Genomic DNA, 19,760 nt, shown 5'->3' with positions numbered 1-19,760 from the left:
TCAGGCCGTTTATCAGGGGGTCGGTCGCAATCTTTCCGCATCAGCGGCGGCGACTCGAATAACTGTACACGCGACACAGCCCCCACACAAATCCACCCCCACCACCGGCCCTACACCCCAAAAACCCCGCCACCACACGGAAAACAAGCCCCCAAGCCGACCTCCTCCGGGCGAACCGGCGAAATCCGGCCTTGTGCGGTGCATCACTCACCCCTGCCCGCGAAGCAGCTACCGCTCTCAGCACCGCTGTTGCCCGGCGTCGGACCCTAAATGCAAAAAGGGCCGGCGCCACTAGGCGCCGGCCCTTTTCAAGCCACTGGCTTCAGGGGTACTGAATTACCAGGAAGACTTCGTGATGCCCGGGAGCTCACCGCGGTGAGCCATGTCGCGGAAGCGAACACGGGAGATGCCGAACTTCTGGAAGGTACCGCGCGGGCGGCCATCGATGATGTCGCGGTTACGCAGACGTACCGGTGAGGCGTTGCGGGGCAGCTTCTGCAGGCCGAGGCGAGCGGCTTCGCGAACTTCGTCGGTCGAGTTGGGGTCAACCAGAGCCTTCTTCAGTTCGAGGCGCTTTGCAGCGTAACGCTCGACGATGACTTTACGCTGTTCGTTCTTAGCGATCATTGACTTCTTAGCCATGTGTTTAGCGCTCCTCTCGGAATTCGACGTGCTTGCGGATGCGGGGGTCGTACTTCTTCAGAACCATACGGTCCGGGTCGTTACGACGGTTCTTGCGCGTCACGTAGGTGTAACCCGTGCCCGCGGTCGACTTGAGCTTGATGATCGGACGTACGTCCTTGTCCTTAGCCATTAGAGCTTCACTCCTCGTGCCAGGATGGCGGCTACGACGACGTCGATGCCACGCACGTCGATGGTCTTGATGCCACGTGCAGAGACCTGCAGGGTGACATTACGGCGCAGGGACGGAACCCAGTAGCGCTTCTTCTGGATGTTCGGGTCGAACCGACGCTTGTTGCGTCGGTGCGAGTGCGAAATGCTGTGTCCAAAGCCCGGCTCGGCTCCGGTCACCTGGCAGTGTGCTGCCATGACGACTCTCCTCAAAATAAATGAAACGGTTGCGGAGTTCCCGCGTAACCGTGCGACAGGCGGCGTCCGCGTCCAGCGCCCGCACGTAGTTCCGCGGTGTTCAGGCAGACGGGGAAAACCGGCTACATTCAACACTGCGGCGAAGTTTGCGGGCCACGGCGACCGGGCGGCGGAACCTTTCGGAAAGCCGCTGCGAAGTGCCGGGATGCTGGGCGAATACAGGAGTGCACGCAACTTGAGCCCCTAACTACCGGCCATCAGGACTGTCGACATTGCAGACAGATCCCGCCAACCGGAGCAATTGCACACGCTCCGCGCCACCTAGCGCCTACCAAGTCTACGAGCTTGACGAATTAAAGGCCAATCCGGTATTCGGAGGTGTATAAGGGCCTCCTGCCGATCGGGCCGAAAGTCACATCGGCACCCCAGCGCATTCACAGCCAATTGATAGGCCACGGGCGGACCGTGGAACCATGAATTCCTCACCCCAGCAGGCCGTGCCGGCCGCGACGATCCGGACTCCCGTAGAGCGGTTCCGTGGCCGGGCCCGGAGCCGCTTGCTGCGTGAAGATCTGCTGACTGTAGCCGCCTGCGCTTCGGTGGCCCTTGCCGTGGCGCTGTGGCTGGCCGACGGCGGCGCCGGCGGTTTCTCGACCCTCGCCGGCTCCTTCACGGCATTGGGTATCGTCGCTGGCCTCGTCGGGATGGATCTTGTGCTCCTGATGCTGCTGTTGGTGGCACGTATTCCGTTGATCGACGGCGCTGTCGGGCATGACCGCGCCCTCGAATTTCACCGGCGGCTCGGCAAACCGTCGCTTTACCTGCTGCTCGCGCACGGAATCCTGATCGCGATCGGGTATGGGCTGGCCGAAGGGCTCGATCCGGTCAGTGAGCTCGTGGCACTCTGGGTCCTGGTTCCGGACATGTGGCTCGCCATCGTATCCATCGTGTTGTTTACAGCCGTGGTGGTCACCTCTGTCGTGACGGTCCGGCGCCGGCTCCCGTACGAGTTCTGGTACGTCGTCCATCTGCTGACCTATGCGGCGGTGCTGACCGCGATCCCGCATCAGTTCAGCGTCGGCGGTCTCTTCGCCGAGGGCACCTGGCAGCGCTGGTACTGGCTGGCCATCTGCGTGATCACCGGCGCCGCCCTGGCCCACTACCGCTTATTGGAGCCGCTGGTGGCCAGTGTCCGGCACCAGCTAAGGGTGAGCCGCGTCGTCATGGAGGCTCCCGGCGTCGTCAGTGTTGAACTGACCGGCCGCCACGTCGACGAATTGGCCGGGAACGGCGGCCGGTTTTTCATCTGGAGGTTCCTGGCCCCGCGCATGTGGTGGCATCCGCACCCGTTCAGCCTCTCCGCAGAGCCCGTGCTGTTCGACTCCGCGGGCCGGGGCCGACTGCGGATTACCGTGCGCAATCTCGGCCGGGGGTCGGCACAGCTTGCGGGGCTGAAACCCGGGACCCGGGTGGCCGTCGAGGGGCCCTACGGGCTCTTCAGCACAGCGGCCCGCAGCCGGAACCGCGTCGTGCTGATTGGCGCTGGCATCGGAATCACCCCGATCCGCGCCCTGCTGGAGGGCACGCCCTTCGACCCGGGCAACGCAACGGTGATGCTCCGCGGCCACAGTGAGCCAGAACTCTACCTGGGTGACGAAATCCTGGAACTTTGCCGCCGCCGCGGCGCCACTCTCTTCCACCTCACAGGCCCCCGGTCCGCCGGCGAACAGAGCTGGCTTCCTGAGTCGGCGGTTGATTCGGGGCACCGGCTGGCCAGCTACGACCCGGACATCGCCGACGCCGACGTGTATATCTGCGGTCCCGATGCCTGGGCGCGCAGCGCGATCAGGGCGGCCCGCGCAGCCGGTGTCCGCGACGAACAACTCCACTACGAAAGGTTCGACTGGTGAGAATACGGGCAGCGGTTTCTGCAGCATTGGCATCCGCCGGGATTCTTCTGGCTGGCTGGCAGTCAGGAGCGCACGTCGCGGACACGGGAAGCGCGGCGGCGGCCGCGTCAACCGCCACGTCGTCCGGCGCGAGCGGGATCAGCGGAGGCGCCCCGGGAAGTAGCGGAGGCAGTCCCGGGGCGGCGACGACGGCCACCGGAACCTTTGCCGGCAGTGCGGTGCAGACCCGCTTCGGCACCGTTCAGGTGCAGATCACCGTGAACGCGGGGGCAATCACGGATGTCACCGCGCTGCAGTTGACCGACGACGACCGCAAATCCGTGCAAATCAGCAACCGGGCGGCGCCCCTGCTCCGTGACGAGGTGATCAAGGCACAGTCCGCCCAGGTGCAGACGATCAGCGGCGCCACCGTCACCAGCGACGCCTATCTAAGTTCACTTCAGGGAGCCCTCGATGCAGCCAACCTTTAAGCCCTTGCCCGCCGCACATCCGGCGCAAAGCGCCACCAACCCGAACGGTCCCGCCCTGAAAAGCAGGACCTTCCATTGCATGGGAACCGTGATCAGCCTCGCCCTGCCGGCCGGCGCTGCGCCGCAGGACACCGGACGCGTGCTGGACGGTGCCGCGGCCGCCGTCGAACGCGTGTTTGCCGGCCTGGACGAGATGTTCAGCCTTTACCGTCCTGATTCCGAAGCGAGCCGGCTCGCCCGGGGGGAGGTCACGCTCCGGGACGCCTCGGCGGCATTCCGCGCCCGTTTTGCGGACGCCACGGGGTGGCGGCTGCTGACGGACGGTTTCTTCACCCCCGAACGGCCCGACGGCGTGCTGGACCTCTCGGGAATCATCAAGGGCTACGCGATCGACCAGGCGGCTACGGCCCTGCAGGCGGCCGGCGTCGAGGACTGGTGCCTGAACGCCGGCGGCGATGTGCTGGTGAGCGGCTCGCCGGCACCGGGGACCGGGTCCCCGTGGCTGGCGGGCGTCGTGGATCCGCTGGATCGCGCGGCGCTCCTCTCGGGCTTCCCCCTGGGCGCCGCGGGCCGCTTCGCCGCGCTGGCGACGTCCGGAACGGCTGAACGCGGAGACCACATTTGGCGGGCCGGAGTGGGCCGTACGGAATTCCGCCGCTCCGAATTCCGCCAGGCGTCGGTGGCGGCCGCGGACATTGTCACGGCGGACGTGCTGGCAACGGCCATCGTCGCCGGCGGACGGCCGATGCTGAACTGGGCCACGGACAGCTGGGACGTCGAGGTGCTTGCCGTCCTCGGCAGCGGGGAGCTGCTCGCGACGCCGGGGTTCCGTGCTTAGAGGTGCGTGAGCCGGGGGTAGCGCGGTGCCAGACCGTCGCCTGAGGACTTCCCCGTGACCCGGCGGACCACCCACGGTCCGGCGAATTCCCGGACCCAGCGGGCGTTGGCGCGGAGTGCCTCGGCCCGGCTGAGTTCCGGAACCGGGGTCATGGGCGGAACGTCGATCGAGTGGTCGTGCTCCAGGACGGTGAGGACGCGCTTGGCCATGTTCGCGTGGCCGGCGGCGGACATGTGCATCCGGTCGGTGGCCCACATGCCCCAGTCGTAGTACTCGCTGAAACGCCAGTAGTCCACCAAGAGGGCGCCGTGATCGCCGGCGATGCCGCGGACCAGTTCGTTGTAGATGGCGGTCCGGCCGCGCGTCGTGCCAAAGATCTTCGAGCCACGGGAATCAAAGCCGGTGAACATCACAATGGTCGCGCCGGTGGCTTTGAGCTTGCGGATGCCGGCGTCATAGTCCACCAGGAGGTCGTCGATATCCACCTTGGGCCGGAGGATATCGTTGGCCCCGGCGTAGATGCTCACCAGGGTGGGGTTGAGGGCGACGGCGGCATCGACCTGTTCGGCCATGATCTGGCGGACCTTCCGGCCGCGGATGGCGAGGTTCGCATACCCGAAGCCCGGATCGGCGGCGCCGAGCTGCTCGGCCACCCGGTCCGCCCAGCCCCGGACACCATTGGGGCGGGTGGGGTCGTCGTCGCCGACGCCTTCCGTAAAGGAATCGCCAAGGGCTACATAGCGGGACGTGAAATCCATAGTCCCAGTCTGCCAGCCGTTGCCCCAAGCAAACAAAGTGGGGCGCAAACAACGTGTGAAGCCGGCGGCCGCTACTCGCGGATCCGGACCGCCGACTCGCGCAGGTACTGCTCCACCCGGGTGTAGGCGTCCCGGGTCAGGGCCTTCCAGAGGGCGATGGCCAGGCGCGGGTCGGCGCTTTCCAGCTCGGAAATGGCCTCCGCGCTGAGCACCATGAGTTCCACCGGCCCCATGGCCCGGACCGTGGTCTCCTGCCTGCTGCCGCTTCCCAGCGCCAGTTCGCCGAACGTCATGCCGGCGCTGAGGGTATTGAGCTGGACCCGTTCTGCGCTGGGTCCCGGGGAGGTGCTGCTGACCTTGCCGGAGGTGATGAAGTAGACCCCGCCGAACCGCAGCCCGACACGGCGGATGACGTCGCCGTCGTCGAACGATTTTGGGGTCATGAGGGCTTCCAGCGCCGCGGCATCCGCTTCGTCCAGCGGCGCCAGGGCCGGCGACGCGGTGACCGGCACGTGGTCCGGCAGCAACAGCCGGTTCCCGTAGCGTTCCAGCAGGCGGTTCTCGCAATATTCGACGGCGGCGTTCCGGCTCGCGAAGGACGCCACCGGCTGCTGCGCGGACTTCCCGAGGGCCTCCGACACGGACCCATGGGCCTCGATGAGCACGAGCTCCCGGCCGGCGCCGGCGAGTCCGTCCCGTGACGCTTCCAGCATGCGCAGGGCCACCTCGCTGACCTGGTCGGTGCGGCGCAGGTCCAGGACCACCAGCTCGACGTCGTCCTCAAGGCTGCTGAGTTCCCGGACCATGGACTCGGTTCCGGCGAAGAGGAGGTCGCCGTTGAGCTCGATCACGCGGGCGCGGTGGCCGTGCGAGCGGAGCACGTCGGCGGCCTCGTCATTGCGGCGGATGCCCGAGGGCGTCTCGGTGACGTCGTAAGCGGCAAGGATTGCGGACCGGCCGGTCCGGGCAGCGCGGACGAAGTGCAGTTCCATGTCCCGGGAGAGGCGCTGGGCGGTGGCGAGGCCGCGGACGCTGCTGCCGTGCTCATCCAGCGGCGGTGAATAGACCGCGAGGCCCACCTGGCCGGGCAGCACGGCGATGATCCCGCCGGCCACCCCGCTCTTTCCCGGCATGCCCACGCTGCTGATCCACGCTCCGGCGTCGTCGTACATGCCGGAGGTCATCATGACGGACAGGACGCGTTCCACCGGGCCGATGCCCAGCACCTGTTTGCCGCTGAGCGGATTCCGGCCGCCGTTGGCGAGGGTCGCGGCCATGATGGAAAGGTCGAAGCAGTTCACCAGGACGGAGCACTGGCGGAAATAGTCCTCCAGGACCGGCGTCGGGTCATCCTCAATGATGTTGAACGAGCGCAGCAGGTACGCGAGCGCCGTGTTGCGGTGACCGTGCTTGAGCTCGGATTCGAAGACCTTCTCGCTGACCGAGAGCTGACGGCCGGCGAAGGCGGAGTATGTGCTGAGGATCCGTTTGAAACCGGACTGCCCGCCGGACCCGGTGATCAGCGAGGTGGCTGTGAGGGCGCCGGCGTTGATCATCGCATTGGCGGGCCGGCCCGTTCCTTCGGCCAGGGAGATCTCGTTGAAGGAGTCCCCCGACGGTTCCACATCCACTTTGGCGTCCACGGCCTCGCTGCCGAGGTCCTCGAGGGCCAGCCCATAGGTGAAGGGCTTGGAGATGGACTGGATGGTGAATTCCTCGCGGGTGTCCCCGATCTCGTACACCGTGCCGTCCACGGTGGCGAGGGCGATGCCGAAGTTGTTGGGGTCCACATTGGCCATGGCCGGGATGGTGTTGTACGGCGAACCGTCCTTGAGCTGGGCGATTTCGGCGTGGACCCGGCGCAGGTAGCTGTAGATCGGCGATTCCATAAGGCCAACACTAAGCGACGCCGTCGCGGGGCGGTCGGTGCGGCGGACCCTAGACCGGCTTGCCGTCCCGCAGGATCCAGTGGTCCTTGTCCAGGCGGCCCACGATCTTCTCGCCGATCCGGGCGAGGTCGGCAACGTCCTCCTCGCTCAGGGCGTCGAGGAACAGCGAGCGGACAGCCTCAACGTGGGCGGGGGCGAGCTCCACGATGGTTTCCATCCCGGCGTCGGTGAGGTGCGCCGTCGTCACCCTGGCGTCCCCCGGGTGCGGGCGGCGCTCCACCCAGCCGCGGGTCTGCAGTTTGGTGACCACGTGCGAGAGCCGGGACAGGGAGGCGCTGGTGCGCGCGGCCAGTTCGCTCATCGGCAGGAAACGGCCGTCTGCCTCGGAGAGCATCGCCAGGACGTTGTAGTCGAAGAGGGAGAGCTTGCGCGCGTGGTGCAGTTGGGTGTCCAATGCCGCCGGCAGGAGGGTGTTGATGCTCACCTGGGCCAGCCAGGCCCGGCGTTCGTCGGCGTTCAGCCAGCGCGGTTCAGTCATGGATACAGTCTAGGAGCATTGAAGCTTGACGGTTCAACTTCACGGGAATCCGTGACAGGGGAATTGCCCGCCGCGGTGGTGCGCGCAGGCGCTAGGCTGGCCCTATGTATGTAGTCTCCCTGACCTACAAGGTCCCCGAAGAGATCGTTGACTTCCATCTCCCGGCCCACGTCACGTGGCTGCAGGACGCCTTCGACCAGGGGATCTTCTTGGTCGCGGGGCGGAAAATCCCGCGCACCGGGGCGCTCCTGCTCTCCACCGCTGACCGCGATGCCCTGGATGCTTCCCTGGCTAAGGATCCGTTCTATGTCAACGGCGTGGCCGAGTTCGACGTCGAGGAGTTCCACGCGAGCCGGGTGGCCCCGGGCTACGAGAACCTGCTGGACAGCTGAGCTGCCTGCAGGCCTGTTTGGCCGTTCAGCCTGCAGGGACCTTGGCGGCCAGCTTCTTCAGTCCGGCCTTCGGCGGGACCCTCACCGGTTCCGGCCATCGCGGGCTGAGTTCGTCTCCCAGCGTGACGCCGCGAAGCTTGCGCCCGAAGAGCGGCAGGACCCAGTCGTGGACCCAGCGGCGCTGCCGGCGTTCCCAGTCCCGGAGTCCGCTCTTCGACGGCGGCTCCCACTCCTTCGGCTTGATCCTGTGCGGAACCCCCAGCTGGTCCAGGACCTGGCCCGCGAGATACTTATGCCCCGCCTTGGACATGTGCAGACGGTCCGAATCCCACATCCGCGGATCGTAGAACGCGTCGAAACACCAGTAGTCCACCAGCACAGCCTCGTACCTCGCGGCTACCTCGCGCACCCGCTGGTTGTAATAGGCGTTCCGCCTCTTGAGCGGTTCCAGCAGCGCCGAGACCCTGACGTCGAAACCGGTGAAGAGCACCACCGTGGCTCCGGTGGCGGCCAGCCGGGCCACGAGGAACTCGTAGTCCTTCATCAGGGCGTGGATATCGGCCCCGATATCCAGGATGTCGTTCCCGCCCGCGTACAGGGTGACCAAGGTTGGCTCCATGGCCAGCGCGGGTTCCAGCTGTTCGGCGATGATGTGCCGCAGCCTCTTGCTCCGGATGGCGAGATTGGCGTACTCCCACCCCGGGTCCGCCTTGGCCAGTTGCTCCGCCACCCGGTCCGCCCAGCCGCGCACCCCGTTCGGCAGCCGGGCACTGTAGTCCCCCACCCCCTCGGTGAAGGAATCCCCCAGGGCCACATAGAGGCGCCGGCCATGAGCGCCCGGGGCAAGAAGGTTCTCAGCCATGCCGCCCACGCTAGCCAGCCCGGACGACGTCGGGGTTAACAAGCGGGGCACGCCAGGTGAGCAGAAGACAGGCCCCACCGGCGAGGGGCGCCGGTGAAGGTGCGGCCGGCGGACGAAAGGTGAGAAGACCACAAGGCCGCTGCCGGTGCTTTGCAAAGGAGCGCATCGCCGACTAAGGCCGCCCGCGGCCGCGGGAGGAAGGAAGGCCGCGAGGGGCCCGAACTGAGCTTGCGAAGTTTGGGAAGCGGCCGACCGCTAAGCGACGGCAAAGCAGCGGTTGCGGCCGAAAGCCCGGCAGGAACTGCGGGAGCGTTGGAACAATAGGAGCAACAACTGCGGGAGGGTCGCTTACAACTCGGCCTTCCCCTGCCGCCAGTACCCCATAAACGCCACCTGCTTCCGGTCGATCCCCACGTCCCGCACAAGGTACCGGCGCATCTCCTTGACGACCCCAGCTTCACCGGCGATCCAGGCGTAGAACGGCATGGCCCCTGCAGGCTTGTCCGGATTCCTGCTGGCGCTGATCGCCGCGGCATCCATCCGGGCGGGGGTCTCCCACAGGATGTCGCGGTCCACGTTGACGTCCTCGGGTTCGGGCCCGGCGGCCGGCTCGGGGGCTGAGCGGAGCCCCACCCAGCCGGGGAGCGTGACGGCGGCGCGGACCGCTTCCTGCAACAGTTCGCCGTGCGGACGCGACCGGCCGATCGCCGCGCCGCGCGCCAGCCAGGTGATCTCGACGTCGGCGGCTGTTGTGATGCCTTGGAAGTCGCCGGCTTCCGGGACCTCCAGGATGGCGTGGCCGCTGACGTACGGCGGCAGGCTCTCGAGAATGGCGCTGATGGCAGGAACGGCCGTCTCATCTCCGGCCAGCAGGACCCGCTGGGCCAGCCCCGGACGCCACTCGATCCCGGAGTAGGTTCCGGCCGTGACGCAGTGCGCGGCCCGGTTGTTGGGTCCGATCAGGGTCAGGGTGTCCCCCGGCTTGGCGTTGAGGGCCCAGTTGGCTGCCGGCCCGCCGTGGCCGGCGTCGTCAAAGTGCAAAACGAAGTCGACGTCGAGTTCCGGGTAGACGGCATCAAGGCGTTCCTGGCGCACGGTGTAGGTGCGCATGGAGCCCCGGGTCTGCGGATCCATGGCCAGCCATTCGCGGTACCAGCCGGTCTCCTCCATCCGGAACTCCGGCAACGGCAGCGCGGTGCCGTCCGGGGCCAGCGAGGGGATCATGAGTTTGATGCGCAGGTCCAAGGTGCTGCCGTGGACGCCGAAGTTCCGCAGCGAATAGCCGCCCAGCGTGACGCGCCGGAAGTTGGGGCCGAGCTGCTGGACCGCCGTGACCTGGACGTCGAACGCCAGGGTCATGGGTTCGGTGGCGAGCGGGGTCCGGAGAGCCGCCGGGGCGCGTTCCGTGGTGGGTTCTTTGGCAGTCATGGGACCAGCTCCAGGGTTGTGGCGTGCGTGGATTGGGAGTGGTGGCGGCCCAGCGGGATGATCAGGGGTGCGCCGGACACCGGGTCGGGGAGCACCCGGGACTCCAGACCGAACACGTCGCGGACCAGTTCCTCGGTGACCACGGTCCGGGAGGTTCCCTCCGCCACGATCTGTCCGTCTTTCATGGCGATGATGTGGTCCGCGTACCTCGCGGCGAGGTTGAGGTCGTGCAGCACGATTGCCACGGTGGTGCCGCGCTGCCGGTTGAGGTCCGTGATGAGGTCCAGGACCTCCACCTGATGGGTGAGGTCCAGGTACGTGGTGGGCTCATCCAGCAGCAGCACACCGGTTTCCTGGGCCAGGGCCATCGCGATCCACACCCGCTGCCGCTGCCCGCCGGAGAGTTCGTCGACGTTCCGCCCGGCGAGTTCCAGCGTGTCGGTGGCAGCCATGGCCTGCTGTACGGCACGCTCGTCCTCCCTCGAGCCGCCTGCCGGCCGGGACCGGAAGAATCCTTGGTGCGGGTAGCGGCCGCGGCACACGAGATCCCGGACGGTGATGCCATCCGGCGCCGTGGGATGCTGCGGAAGCAGGCCCAAGGTGCGGGCCACCTCGCGGGCCGGACGGCTGTGGATGTCCCGGCCGTCCAGGGTGACGGTGCCGGCCGCGGGCTTGAGCAGCCGGGCCAGGCCCCGGAGCAGGGTGGATTTGCCGCAGGCGTTGGCGCCGACAATCATGGTCACCTTGCCCTCGGGGATATCCGCGCTGAGGTCCTCGATCACCACCCGCTGATCGTATTTCAGCGTCAGGCCGGAGGTCTGAAGGGTTGCCATCTCAGGCGTCCTTTCGATTGGAAGTGACGAGCAGCCAGAGCAGGAACGGGGCACCAAGAGCACCCGTGATGACACCGACCGGAAGCACCGTTCCGTCCAGCACGAGCGGTGCGATGTTGGCCGCGACGTAGTCGGCGGCCAGGACGATCAGCACGCCGGTCAGGGCCGACGCCGGCAGGCTGGCCTTGCCCACGACGCGGCGCGCGATCGGCCCGGCGAGGAAGGCGACGAACGCCACAGGCCCGGCTGCCGCCGTCGCGGCTGCGGCGAGGCCGACGGCGGTGATCACGATCGCCAGCCGGGCCGCACCCACCCTGACGCCGAGGCCCGCGGCGGTGTCGTCGCCGAGTTCGAGGATGCGCAGCGGTCCGGCGAGCAGCGCGACGGCGGGAATCAGCACCAGCAGTGCGAGGCCGAGAACCCCGACCCGGTCCCAGTTCGCGGAGTTGAGCGAACCGTTGAGCCACACCAGGACGTCGGCGGCGGTGCGGATATCCGTTCTGGTCAGCAGGAAGCTGACCACGGCATGGAGAGCCGCGGCGATGCCCACGCCGGCCAGGATCAGCCGGCTGCCGGCGGCATCGCCCCGGTGTCCGCCGGAACCGAGCGATCCACTGCGGGAGATGGCGTAGATGAGGGTGGCCACGCCCAGCGCGCCCGCGAAGGCGGCGCCCGAAACCGCGGCCCCAGTGGCGCCGAACACGACGATCGCCGTCACCGCCGCCGCGCTGGCCCCGTAGCTGATGCCGATCACGTCCGGGCTGGCGAGGGGATTGCGGAGCATGGTCTGAAACAGCGCCCCGGACAGCCCGAACGCGGCGCCGATCAGGGTTCCCACGACGGCGCGCGGCAGCTTGTGCTCCATCACAATGAAGCTGGCGCCGGGGATCTTCTCCCCGCCGGTGAGGTGTGCGCCCAGGATCCGGAAGAAGTCGGGGATGGTGACGGTGTAGCTGCCCAGGAGCACGCACGCGGCGAAGAGCGCCACGACCGCCAGGGCCAGCGCGCCCGTCCGCCGGTGTTGCACTATCAGTTTTGGTCGCTCAGCCGCCGTTTTGGCGACGGTAAGTGAGAGGTCAACGGGGGTTTTGGTTTCGGCGAGTGTCATAGCCCGGCCCCCTTGCCGCGCCGGACCAGCCAGACGAACACCGGGGCACCGATGAGCGCGGTCATGATCCCGGCCGGGACTTCACCCGGAAGCAGGATGACGCGGCCGGCCACGTCGGCGGCCAGCAGCAGGGCCGGCGCGAGGACCAGCGAGAAGGGCAGGATCCAGCGGTAGTCGGGGCCCGTGAGGAAGCGGACGGCGTGCGGGATGATGAGGCCCACGAAGCCGATCGGGCCGGCGAGGGCCGTGGCTGATCCGCAGAGCAGGACGATGCCCAGGGCGGTAACGCCGCGGACCAGCCCCACCCGCTGGCCCAGCCCGCGCGCGATGTCGTCGCCAAGGGCGAGGTTATTGAGGACCCGGCCCGCGGCGAGCACAATCGCGGCTCCCAGCAGGAGGAACGGCAGGGCCGGGAGGATCACGGACCAGTCGCGGCCGGCGATCCCGCCGACCTGCCAGAACCGGAACCGTTCCAGGGTGTCCCGGCTGGACACCAGGATGACATTCATGAGCGAAAAGAGCCCCGCACTCAGGGCCGCGCCCGCGAGGGCGAGTTTCACCGGCGTCGCACCGTCCCGGCCGAGCGACGCGACCAGATAGACCAGCACGGCAGCGGCCGCGGCCCCGAGGAACGCGAACCAGATGTAGCCGCCCAGCGAGGCCACGCCGAAGACGTAGATCCCGGTGACCACTGCCAGCGCGGCGCCGGCGTTGATGCCGATAATGCCCGGGTCCGCGAGGGGATTGCGGGCAACGCCCTGCATGGCCGCGCCGGCCAGCCCCAGGGCGCCGCCGGCAAGCAAGCCCAGGACGGTGCGCGGGATGCGGGCGTGGACCACGGCGTGGTCACCGTTGGCGGGATCGAAGTGCGTCAGCGCCTGCCAGACGGTTTCCAGGGCAAGGCCCCGGGCGCCGATGGCGAGCGACGCCGCGGTCACGAGCGCAAGCACGACGACGGCGGCCAGCAGCCAGACTGCACGGGGCCCCCGGGCGGGGAAGATCCCAGCGATGTGGGTCTCCGGTGCAGGTCTGGCGGCTGCGGGGGCCGCCGTCGTCGTAAGTGGGCTCATGGAGGAGTGGCTACTTTGCTACTTTGTCCGCTGCACCGGCGAGCTGCGGCAGGAAGGTGTCCAGGGACCAGGGCAGGCTCAGCGGCGAGGACGCAGAGATGGACAACGTGAGGGTGTTGTCCGAGTCCGCCACGAGCGCGCCGGTCTTGACGGCCGGGATCTGGGCCATCAGCGGGTCGGCCTGGACGGCCTTGGCGGCGGCGGCGTCGGCGACCCAGGTCACGAAGATATCCGATTCCAGTTCGTTGGCCTTCTCGGCGGACCAGGGGATGTAGAACTCCTTGGATCCCTTGGAGTTTTCGTCCACGACGGAGGCCTGCTTCATGCCGATAGAGCTGAGGAACCGGGGGCGGTTGTCGTTGGCGGTGTAAAGGCCGATTTTCTCGGTGGCCGCGGGGTCCAGGTTGCCGTAGATGAAGGTCTTGCCGGCCAGCTGCGGGTATTTGGAGGCCTTGTCCTGGATGGTGGCCTCGGTGTCGGCGACCAGTTTGGCGGCTTCGGTTTCCTTGCCGAGGGCCTTGCCGATGATGGTGGTGGAGTCCTGCCAGGACGTTCCGTAGGCCACCTCGGGGTGGGCCACCACGGGGGCGATTTCGCTGAGCTTCTTGTAGTCCTCCGCCGTGAGGCCGGAGTAGGCGCCCAGGATGACGTCCGGATTGAGCTTGGCGATTTCGGTGAAGTTGACACCGTCGGCCTCGGAGAACTGTGCCGGGGCCTTGTCGGAACCGAAGCCGGCTCCGAGCTTCTCCAGCGCGGCGTCCTTCCACGGGGTTGATCCCTTGTCGTTGCCGCCCCATTCGTTCTTCGGGACACCGACCGGAACCACACCGAGGGCAATCGCCACGTCGTCATTGACCCAGGAAACGGTGACGACCCGCTGCGGCTGTTCCTTGATGGTTGTCTCGCCAAACGCGTGCTTGAGGGTCACCGGGAACGCGGAGCTGGCCGCCTGGCTGGGGGACTCTGCCGCGGTGGAGCTGGCCGGGCCGGTAGAGCAGGCGGTCAGCGCGAGGGCGGCAGCGGCCAGGACCGCGGTCGCCTGCCCGGTGGCGCGGAGGAAGCGGCGTCGGGGCAGAGCGCGGCTCGGGGTCGGGAGAGGCATGGGATTCCTTAGGTCAATGATGCGAACCTAAGTAAGGCTAGCCTATCCTCTGGGTAATTAAGCAACCCTTTCGTAACGTAATTGCCTCGATGGCTCGCTGCGCGGAGGTGCGGCCCGAAACTGGACACGCGTCACGGAGGTTTGCGAGGATGGGCCGGACCGGTCGAATCGGAACCGGTTCCGTGATTGAGTGATTGGTAGGGGAAGTGAGCATGCACATCGAGATGATGTCTGCTGCCACGGTCAGCGGGGTGGCCGTTCTGGCCTGCAACGCGCCCGCACAGTTGCCAGCCCTCCCCCGGCAGTCGGGCACCGCTGCGGACTAGATCCGCGGGAACACCCTGTCCCACCGGAATCGAAGGCTGGCTGCATCCTGCCCCCTTTACCGCCCTGGCGGCTGCCTCATGCCCGCCGGGCCGGACCCATCCGATTCCGAAAGATTCCGTCATGCAAAAACTCTCAGCGCAGCAGATCCGCTCGTCGTTTATCAATGCGAGCCGCTCCGAAGCCGCCAAACTCAACCTGCCGCCAAAACTGGACGCCCTGGACTGGGACAGACTGGACTTCCTCGGCTGGCGCGACGGGAAAATGCCGCTGCGCGGTTATCTGGTGCTGGCCGGCCCGAACGGTCCCATCGGAATGATGCTCCGGGCCCCCGAAGGCGGCGCCAAGAAGAACCGCGCCGTCCTTTGCGAGCTATGCCGCGACATCTACTCCAAGGACGACGTCCTATTGTGGGTGGCCAAACGTGCCGGGCAGTCCGGCCGCAACGGCAACACGGTGGGCACCCTGATCTGCGCCGACTTCGGGTGCTGCCGCAACGTTCGGGTGGAGCCTCCGGTGAACGAGATCAACCCGGACCCGGCCGCCGTAGTGCGCCGACAGATCGACGACTTGGCAGGCCGGACCGCCCAGTTCCTGGACCGCGTCAAGGGAACGTAGCGCCGCCAACAGCCTCCGGCAACGCGCGGTCAGCGCAGGACGATGTCCACCGGGTTCGCCTCGGAGCGCCAGCTGCCGGCCGAGGCGGGCCCCGGGGCGATCACCGGGGCCGTCAGGACCCCGGAACGGTTGGTGCGTTTGTCCCGCAGGATCTCAGTGACGGAGCCAAGGTGCCGGGACAGGTCGATCACGTTTTCCGGCGCGGCCAGAAGCAACTGGAAGCCGAACTCATGCAGGGCCTTGATCCCGGCGCCGGCGAATTCCTCCGAGGCCAGGACAAAGGCCTCATCCATCATGACCGTGCCGTAGGTGGTGAACCCCTGCTCGGCGATGCCCAGCTGGTAGCTCAGCGCCGCGGCCATGATGAAAGCGGTGAAGCGCTGCCGTTCGCCGCCGGACATCGAGCCGGTGTCCGCATGCATAAAGACCTCGGTCTTCGCTGCGCGGTTCTTACCGCCGCCCTTCGACGCCGCCCTGGAACCGGAGCCCGCGACCTCGCGGTGTTCCTTGCACTGGATGAAGACGTGTCCGCGGACGTCCAGCACATCGGCCCGCCAGCGCCGGTCCTCCGGGGTCTGCGAGCCGAGCCGCTTCACCAGCGTTTCGAGCGACTTGTAGCGGTTGGTCAGCTCGACGTCGTCGTCCGCCCCTGCGCCGGCGGCGCCGGATGCGGCAGTGCCCGCGGCACCGGACGCTGCAGCGACCGCCTTCCCCGGCCGGGTGTGCCGGACTTTCAGCGCGTTCTGGATGGCGTCCTTGAACTGCTTCGCGCTGGCCGGCAGCGTCTGCTTGATGTCGAGTTCCAGGAAGCTGCCTTCATGGAAGTTCACCTCGGACAGGATCCCGTTGAGGGGCAGGATGCGGCTGGTGATGGAGCGGCGCTCCTCATCGAGCAGGTGCAGCAGGGTGCTGAAGGATTCGTGCGTGCGCTGGTTGAAGAACTGCCGGAATTCAGCCTCCTGCGCGGGCAGCCCGTCGCTGACAATGGCGTGGTACCGGGCTTCGAACTCCCCGGCGGCGCCGATCGACGTGCCGTGGTCCGCGGAAATCGACGTCCCCCACTCGCGTACGAAGCCCTCGAAAATGCGGGTGAGTCGCTCCGAAGTGGCCTGCCCGCGTGATTCGGCCGTATGCAGCTCGGCGAGCAGCCGGGTCCGGACCTGGTTGGCGAGGTTGTCCAGCTCATGGATCTCCGTGATGTCGCTGACGCCGCCGACGGCGGCAAGATACGGCGCCAGGGCCGTGACGGTGGCCTCCGACGGCGGCGACTGCGCCAGGCGTGCCTGCGCGGCGTCCAGCAGCGAATCGGCCGTGGACAGCTGGGCGTCGACAGCCTTGTATTCGCTCTGCAGCACGGCCGCGGCCTCGGTGCTGGACTGATGCTTGCGCCGGGCTGTCTCGATGTTGGCGCGCAGCGGCTCGAGGTCCGCCTGCGCGGCAAGGGCGCCCTTGAGGCGCTGCTCGATCCGGGCGAGTTCGTCCGCCGCCACAACGGCCGAAACCTGCTCCCAGGGCCGGTGGTCCTCGGCCACGCGCCGCAGGGCCTCCAGCTGCCGGGTCATCCCCTGGTGCGATTCCTCCCGGCTCTGCGCGAGTTCCGCCGCCTTGGCCAGTTCCTGCTGCAGGTCCTCCACCTGGGCTGCCACGAGCTCAAGCTTGGAGGCGTTGTCGAAGCCGAGGACATAGTCCTGCCTGCCGGTGAAGCGGTCGTCCTTTTCCACCGTGTGGCGGTTCCGCTTGACCACACCGCCCAGGCTCAGACCCTTGTCCAGCCCCGCCAGCTCGTCCGGGTTTTCGACGCACGGGTACGCGAAGTCGAGGGCGATCCGTTCCCGGATCCACTCACCCGCCTGAGCGCTAGGGCCCAGGGTGAGGATGTCCAGCTTGGTAAGCAGATCGCCGTCGGCCGCGTCTTCCACGGCCAGCGCCCCGCCGGAGAGGGGCTTGGAGACATCGACGGCGCGCAGGGCGCCGCGGACGGAGTGGTCGTTGAGGTAGCGGGTGACGGCGGCAAAGTGCTCGCCCGGGACCAGCATGGTCGTAGCGAGGCTGCGCAGCGCGCGCTCCGCGGCCGGGCGCCACTGCTCCTGGCCCTCGGCAAGGTCGATCAGCTCGCCGCCGAACGGCATCTGTTCCTCGGGGACACCGGTGGCCGCCGCGATCGCGCTGCGGTTTTCAATGCTCGACGGCGGCAGCAGGGACTTGCGCGTCTTGAGCGAGACCAGCTCCTGCTGGGCCGCGGCGAGCTCGCGTTTCCTGGTCGCGTGACCGTCGAAGGCTTCGAAACGCAGCTCCTTGAGGGCCTCCGAGTCGTCCTTCAGTTCGGCCGAGCGGGCGGCGGCGTGCTCATGTGCCTGCTCCCAGCCCGCCGCGGTCCACTGAAGTTCCAAGCCGGCGTCGGAGAGCGCCTTGCGGGCCGATTCCTCCACCTGCTGGCGGAGCTTGAGCCCCACCCGGGCGTTTTCGAGCGACTGCTCGATCGCGGAGATCGCGTTGCCGCCCTGGTTGTTGTAGTCCGCCTCCAGCTGGCGCAGCTCCTTGGCCAGGCCGTCCCGGATACCCCGCTCGGCGCCCAGTTCCTTGGCCTTCGCCTGGGCCAGGTCCTTGAACCGGGCCAGCGTTTTCTCGTGCACGGTGACGGCCAGTTGCTGCTTGTACGCCTCGAATTCCTCGCCGGCCAGCTCCCGGAGCCGGTTCGCGTCGAGCAGGGACTGGGCGTAGTCCTTGTTCAGCCCGGGGACCGGTGCCAGCTGGTCGCGCTGCTGCCGGACGTCCTCGAGGCGCTGCCGGATGGACATCAGGTTGCTGAATTCCTCGACGACGTCGTCCGCCGCGGTCAGGGTGGCGGGCGCGTCCAGGACCTGGTCGCGGAAAAAATTGTTGACGCTGCCGCCGAGGCCCTTGCCGGCCTGGATGACCCGCAGCAGCGGCAGGGCCTGGTCCGAATTGATCCCGAGCAGGCGCCGGAAGCGCTCCGCGAAGGCCTTGTGCACGTCGAAGATCTGGGCGTCCGGGAAGACCGCATCCAGCGCCGATTTGGTGAACCGTTTCTCCGCGATGCCCTCAAGTGCCGTGAGGTCCAGCGGCTTGTTGTCGATCAGGTAGTACCGGCCGACGCTGGACTCGGTCCCGTTCTTGGGCAGGTCGAACAGCGCCGAGGCCGTCACCCGGGTTCCTGCGGCGTTGTCGAAGGTCAGGGCGACGGCGGACCACGTGGCGCCGGGTCGCTGGAACGCGCTGGCGGAGCCCTCGCCCACGGCCTTGTCCCCCACTTTGCCGCGCATGTACGTAAACGTGGTGCGCTTGTCCTCCACGGCGCCGCCGGCGCGCTGGGCCGCAGCCTCGTTGGACCGGGGCCGGGCGTCGAAGACCCGTAGCATCGCGTCGAACAGCGTGGACTTGCCGACGCCCGAATTGCCCGTGAGCAGGGTGCCGTTGCGATCCACGTGCATGGTGTGGGCACCGTGGAAAGTGCCCCAGTTGACTACCTGCACGAGGGCGAGGCGCATCTGGCCGGGGTTGGTGAGCTCGCCCATGGGCAGCATGGAGGCGATGCTCACTTGGTCTCCTCGGTCTCTTCAGTCGTGGTTGCGTCCGACGACGACGGCGATGCCGCCCCCGCCCCTGCGCCGCGCAGCTGATCTTCGATCAGCTCAGCGCGCGGCTCCGACAGGCCCGATGCCACTCCCTGGGCGGCATCGCCGTCGTCGTCTTCGTTTGCCAGGTCACTTTGGGCGGCATCGGCGTCACCGCCGTCGTCGTCGCTTTCTGCCTCGTCCGCGTCGGTGTTCGCCTCGTTGTCGCCGTCAAGCTCCAATAGTGGCTCGGTGCCGGACTGGTCTGTGGAGGCTGCGACCAGGGCGTCGATCTGGGCGGGGATGTCGCCGATGTTTTCGAAGGGGAGGGCCAGGGGGAGGGCGTTGGAGATCGTGTAGACCTCGTCCAGGCCGGTGGCGAGGAGGAGTTGGCGGGCCAGGAGCTTGGTGATGGCGCGGTTGACGACGTCGGAATCGCGGAGGGCGTCCTGCTGGCCGGAGGGCTGGTAGTGGGCCACCAGTTCGGCGATTTCCTCGCGTGTGATGGTCGGATCTGTCTGGGCCGTGACGTGGCGGTCCAGGAGCAGGCGCAGGCGCAGCAGCACGATGGTTTCGACCCGGCTGAGGGCGCGCTGCTGGCGCAGGATGCTGGAGCGGGTGCCGCCGCCGATGGCTTCGGGGTCCACGGGGCGCAGCACTGCCACTTTGCGGTCGTGGTCCAACTGCAGGGTCAGGAACAGTTCGGAGAGGCGGCTGCGCAGGATCAGCTGGTTGTCCAGCAGGGTGGTCCACAGCTTTTCGTCCCGGCCGCCGTCGATGTACGGGCCCTTCAGGAGTTTCACGAGAGCCTGGCGGACCTTCATCGGGAGGACGCCGGTGTCCCCCGGGAACAGTGCGGCGCCGTCGACGAACGTGTCGCGCGGGGTGAGCGTGAAGGGGTCAGCGTGGACGTGGCGGGCGGACTCGGCCGCCGGTGCCGCAGCGCCGGCCGCCTCGGCGGTGGCTTCCACGGTGTCGTGGGAAAGTTCAGTCAT

The 19,760-nt window shown here is 67.8% G+C and carries 19 protein-coding genes; 5 read left to right on the top strand and 14 right to left on the bottom strand.

Features of this window, described 5'->3' with window-relative positions; all coding sequences use genetic code 11:
• Positions 1-336: 336 nt before the first annotated feature.
• From rpsN to rpmB, 3 genes are read right to left on the bottom strand one after another with little or no spacing between them, the layout of a single operon-like run.
• Positions 337-642, bottom strand: a complete 306-nt coding sequence (gene rpsN, locus ASE96_RS05225) for a 30S ribosomal protein S14 (RefSeq protein WP_026266887.1) — start codon at positions 640-642, stop codon at positions 337-339.
• Between the two features lie 4 nt (positions 643-646).
• Positions 647-814 (bottom strand): 50S ribosomal protein L33, encoded by a 168-nt coding sequence (gene rpmG, locus ASE96_RS05220; protein ID WP_011693743.1) that lies wholly within the window; start codon positions 812-814, stop codon positions 647-649.
• On the bottom strand, positions 814-1,050 hold the full coding sequence (rpmB, locus tag ASE96_RS05215) for a 50S ribosomal protein L28 (protein ID WP_011693744.1): 237 nt from the start codon (positions 1,048-1,050) through the stop codon (positions 814-816). The genes rpmG and rpmB overlap by 1 nt, the downstream gene beginning before the upstream one ends.
• A gap of 473 nt (positions 1,051-1,523) precedes the next feature.
• Between rpmB and ASE96_RS05210 the strand changes: the two genes are divergently transcribed.
• The 3 genes from ASE96_RS05210 to ASE96_RS05200 all read left to right on the top strand — a co-directional run bounded on the left by ASE96_RS05210 (position 1,524) and on the right by ASE96_RS05200 (position 4,268).
• Positions 1,524-2,960, top strand: coding sequence for a ferredoxin reductase family protein (locus ASE96_RS05210; protein WP_056427095.1), 1,437 nt, complete (start codon positions 1,524-1,526; stop codon positions 2,958-2,960).
• Entirely contained in the window at positions 2,957-3,430 is a 474-nt protein-coding gene (locus ASE96_RS05205; protein ID WP_056427093.1) for an FMN-binding protein, read from the top strand. The genes ASE96_RS05210 and ASE96_RS05205 overlap by 4 nt, the downstream gene beginning before the upstream one ends.
• A 79-nt stretch (positions 3,431-3,509) precedes the next feature.
• Positions 3,510-4,268, top strand: a complete 759-nt coding sequence (locus ASE96_RS05200) for an FAD:protein FMN transferase (RefSeq protein WP_056427091.1) — start codon at positions 3,510-3,512, stop codon at positions 4,266-4,268.
• On the opposite strand, the gene ASE96_RS05195 is transcribed toward ASE96_RS05200, so the two are convergent.
• The 3 genes from ASE96_RS05195 to ASE96_RS05185 all read right to left on the bottom strand — a co-directional run bounded on the left by ASE96_RS05195 (position 4,265) and on the right by ASE96_RS05185 (position 7,453).
• Positions 4,265-5,026: an SGNH/GDSL hydrolase family protein gene (locus ASE96_RS05195; RefSeq protein WP_056427090.1), complete on the bottom strand. Its 762-nt coding sequence runs from the start codon at positions 5,024-5,026 to the stop codon at positions 4,265-4,267. The genes ASE96_RS05200 and ASE96_RS05195 overlap by 4 nt on opposite strands.
• 71 nt (positions 5,027-5,097) lie before the next feature.
• The gene (gene glsA / locus ASE96_RS05190) at positions 5,098-6,915 is read right to left on the bottom strand and encodes a glutaminase A (protein ID WP_056427087.1); all 1,818 of its coding nucleotides are present in this window, start codon (positions 6,913-6,915) and stop codon (positions 5,098-5,100) included.
• A gap of 49 nt (positions 6,916-6,964) precedes the next feature.
• Positions 6,965-7,453, bottom strand: coding sequence for a MarR family winged helix-turn-helix transcriptional regulator (locus tag ASE96_RS05185; protein WP_056427083.1), 489 nt, complete (start codon positions 7,451-7,453; stop codon positions 6,965-6,967).
• Between the two features lie 104 nt (positions 7,454-7,557).
• On the opposite strand from ASE96_RS05185, the gene ASE96_RS05180 reads away from it, so the two are divergent.
• Positions 7,558-7,845: a YciI family protein gene (locus ASE96_RS05180; RefSeq protein WP_056427080.1), complete on the top strand. Its 288-nt coding sequence runs from the start codon at positions 7,558-7,560 to the stop codon at positions 7,843-7,845.
• Between the two features lie 25 nt (positions 7,846-7,870).
• Here ASE96_RS05180 and ASE96_RS05175 read toward each other — a convergent pair whose 3' ends face one another.
• The 6 genes from ASE96_RS05175 to ASE96_RS05150 form a co-directional block, all read right to left on the bottom strand.
• Positions 7,871-8,707 (bottom strand): SGNH/GDSL hydrolase family protein, encoded by an 837-nt coding sequence (locus tag ASE96_RS05175; protein WP_056427076.1) that lies wholly within the window; start codon positions 8,705-8,707, stop codon positions 7,871-7,873.
• A gap of 348 nt (positions 8,708-9,055) precedes the next feature.
• Entirely contained in the window at positions 9,056-10,135 is a 1,080-nt protein-coding gene (locus ASE96_RS05170) for a siderophore-interacting protein (RefSeq protein ID WP_056427073.1), read from the bottom strand.
• Positions 10,132-10,968 (bottom strand): ABC transporter ATP-binding protein, encoded by an 837-nt coding sequence (locus ASE96_RS05165; RefSeq protein WP_056427071.1) that lies wholly within the window; start codon positions 10,966-10,968, stop codon positions 10,132-10,134. Before ASE96_RS05165 ends, ASE96_RS05170 begins: the two co-directional genes overlap by 4 nt.
• Position 10,969: 1 nt before the next feature.
• On the bottom strand, positions 10,970-12,076 hold the full coding sequence (locus ASE96_RS05160; RefSeq protein WP_082492594.1) for a FecCD family ABC transporter permease: 1,107 nt from the start codon (positions 12,074-12,076) through the stop codon (positions 10,970-10,972).
• A complete protein-coding gene (locus ASE96_RS05155; RefSeq protein WP_056427068.1) occupies positions 12,073-13,146 on the bottom strand; it encodes a FecCD family ABC transporter permease in 1,074 nt (357 codons plus the stop codon). The genes ASE96_RS05160 and ASE96_RS05155 overlap by 4 nt, the downstream gene beginning before the upstream one ends.
• A gap of 10 nt (positions 13,147-13,156) precedes the next feature.
• A complete protein-coding gene (locus ASE96_RS05150; protein WP_056427066.1) occupies positions 13,157-14,248 on the bottom strand; it encodes an iron-siderophore ABC transporter substrate-binding protein in 1,092 nt (363 codons plus the stop codon).
• 447 nt (positions 14,249-14,695) lie between these two features.
• Between ASE96_RS05150 and ASE96_RS05145 the strand changes: the two genes are divergently transcribed.
• Positions 14,696-15,190 carry an FBP domain-containing protein gene (locus tag ASE96_RS05145; protein WP_056427063.1) on the top strand — a complete coding sequence of 165 codons (495 nt, stop codon included), beginning with the start codon at positions 14,696-14,698 and terminating at the stop codon, positions 15,188-15,190.
• A gap of 29 nt (positions 15,191-15,219) precedes the next feature.
• Here ASE96_RS05145 and ASE96_RS05140 read toward each other — a convergent pair whose 3' ends face one another.
• A complete protein-coding gene (locus ASE96_RS05140; protein WP_056427060.1) occupies positions 15,220-18,750 on the bottom strand; it encodes an ATP-binding protein in 3,531 nt (1,176 codons plus the stop codon).
• Positions 18,747-19,760 carry a DUF4194 domain-containing protein gene (locus ASE96_RS05135; RefSeq protein ID WP_082492593.1) on the bottom strand — a complete coding sequence of 338 codons (1,014 nt, stop codon included), beginning with the start codon at positions 19,758-19,760 and terminating at the stop codon, positions 18,747-18,749. The genes ASE96_RS05140 and ASE96_RS05135 overlap by 4 nt, the downstream gene beginning before the upstream one ends.

The sequence above is a fragment of the Arthrobacter sp. Leaf69 genome, from assembly GCF_001422645.1.
Taxonomy (GTDB): domain Bacteria; phylum Actinomycetota; class Actinomycetes; order Actinomycetales; family Micrococcaceae; genus Arthrobacter.
Note: the sequence above shows the minus strand (reverse complement) of the source record. Positions and strands in the feature narration are given on the sequence as shown.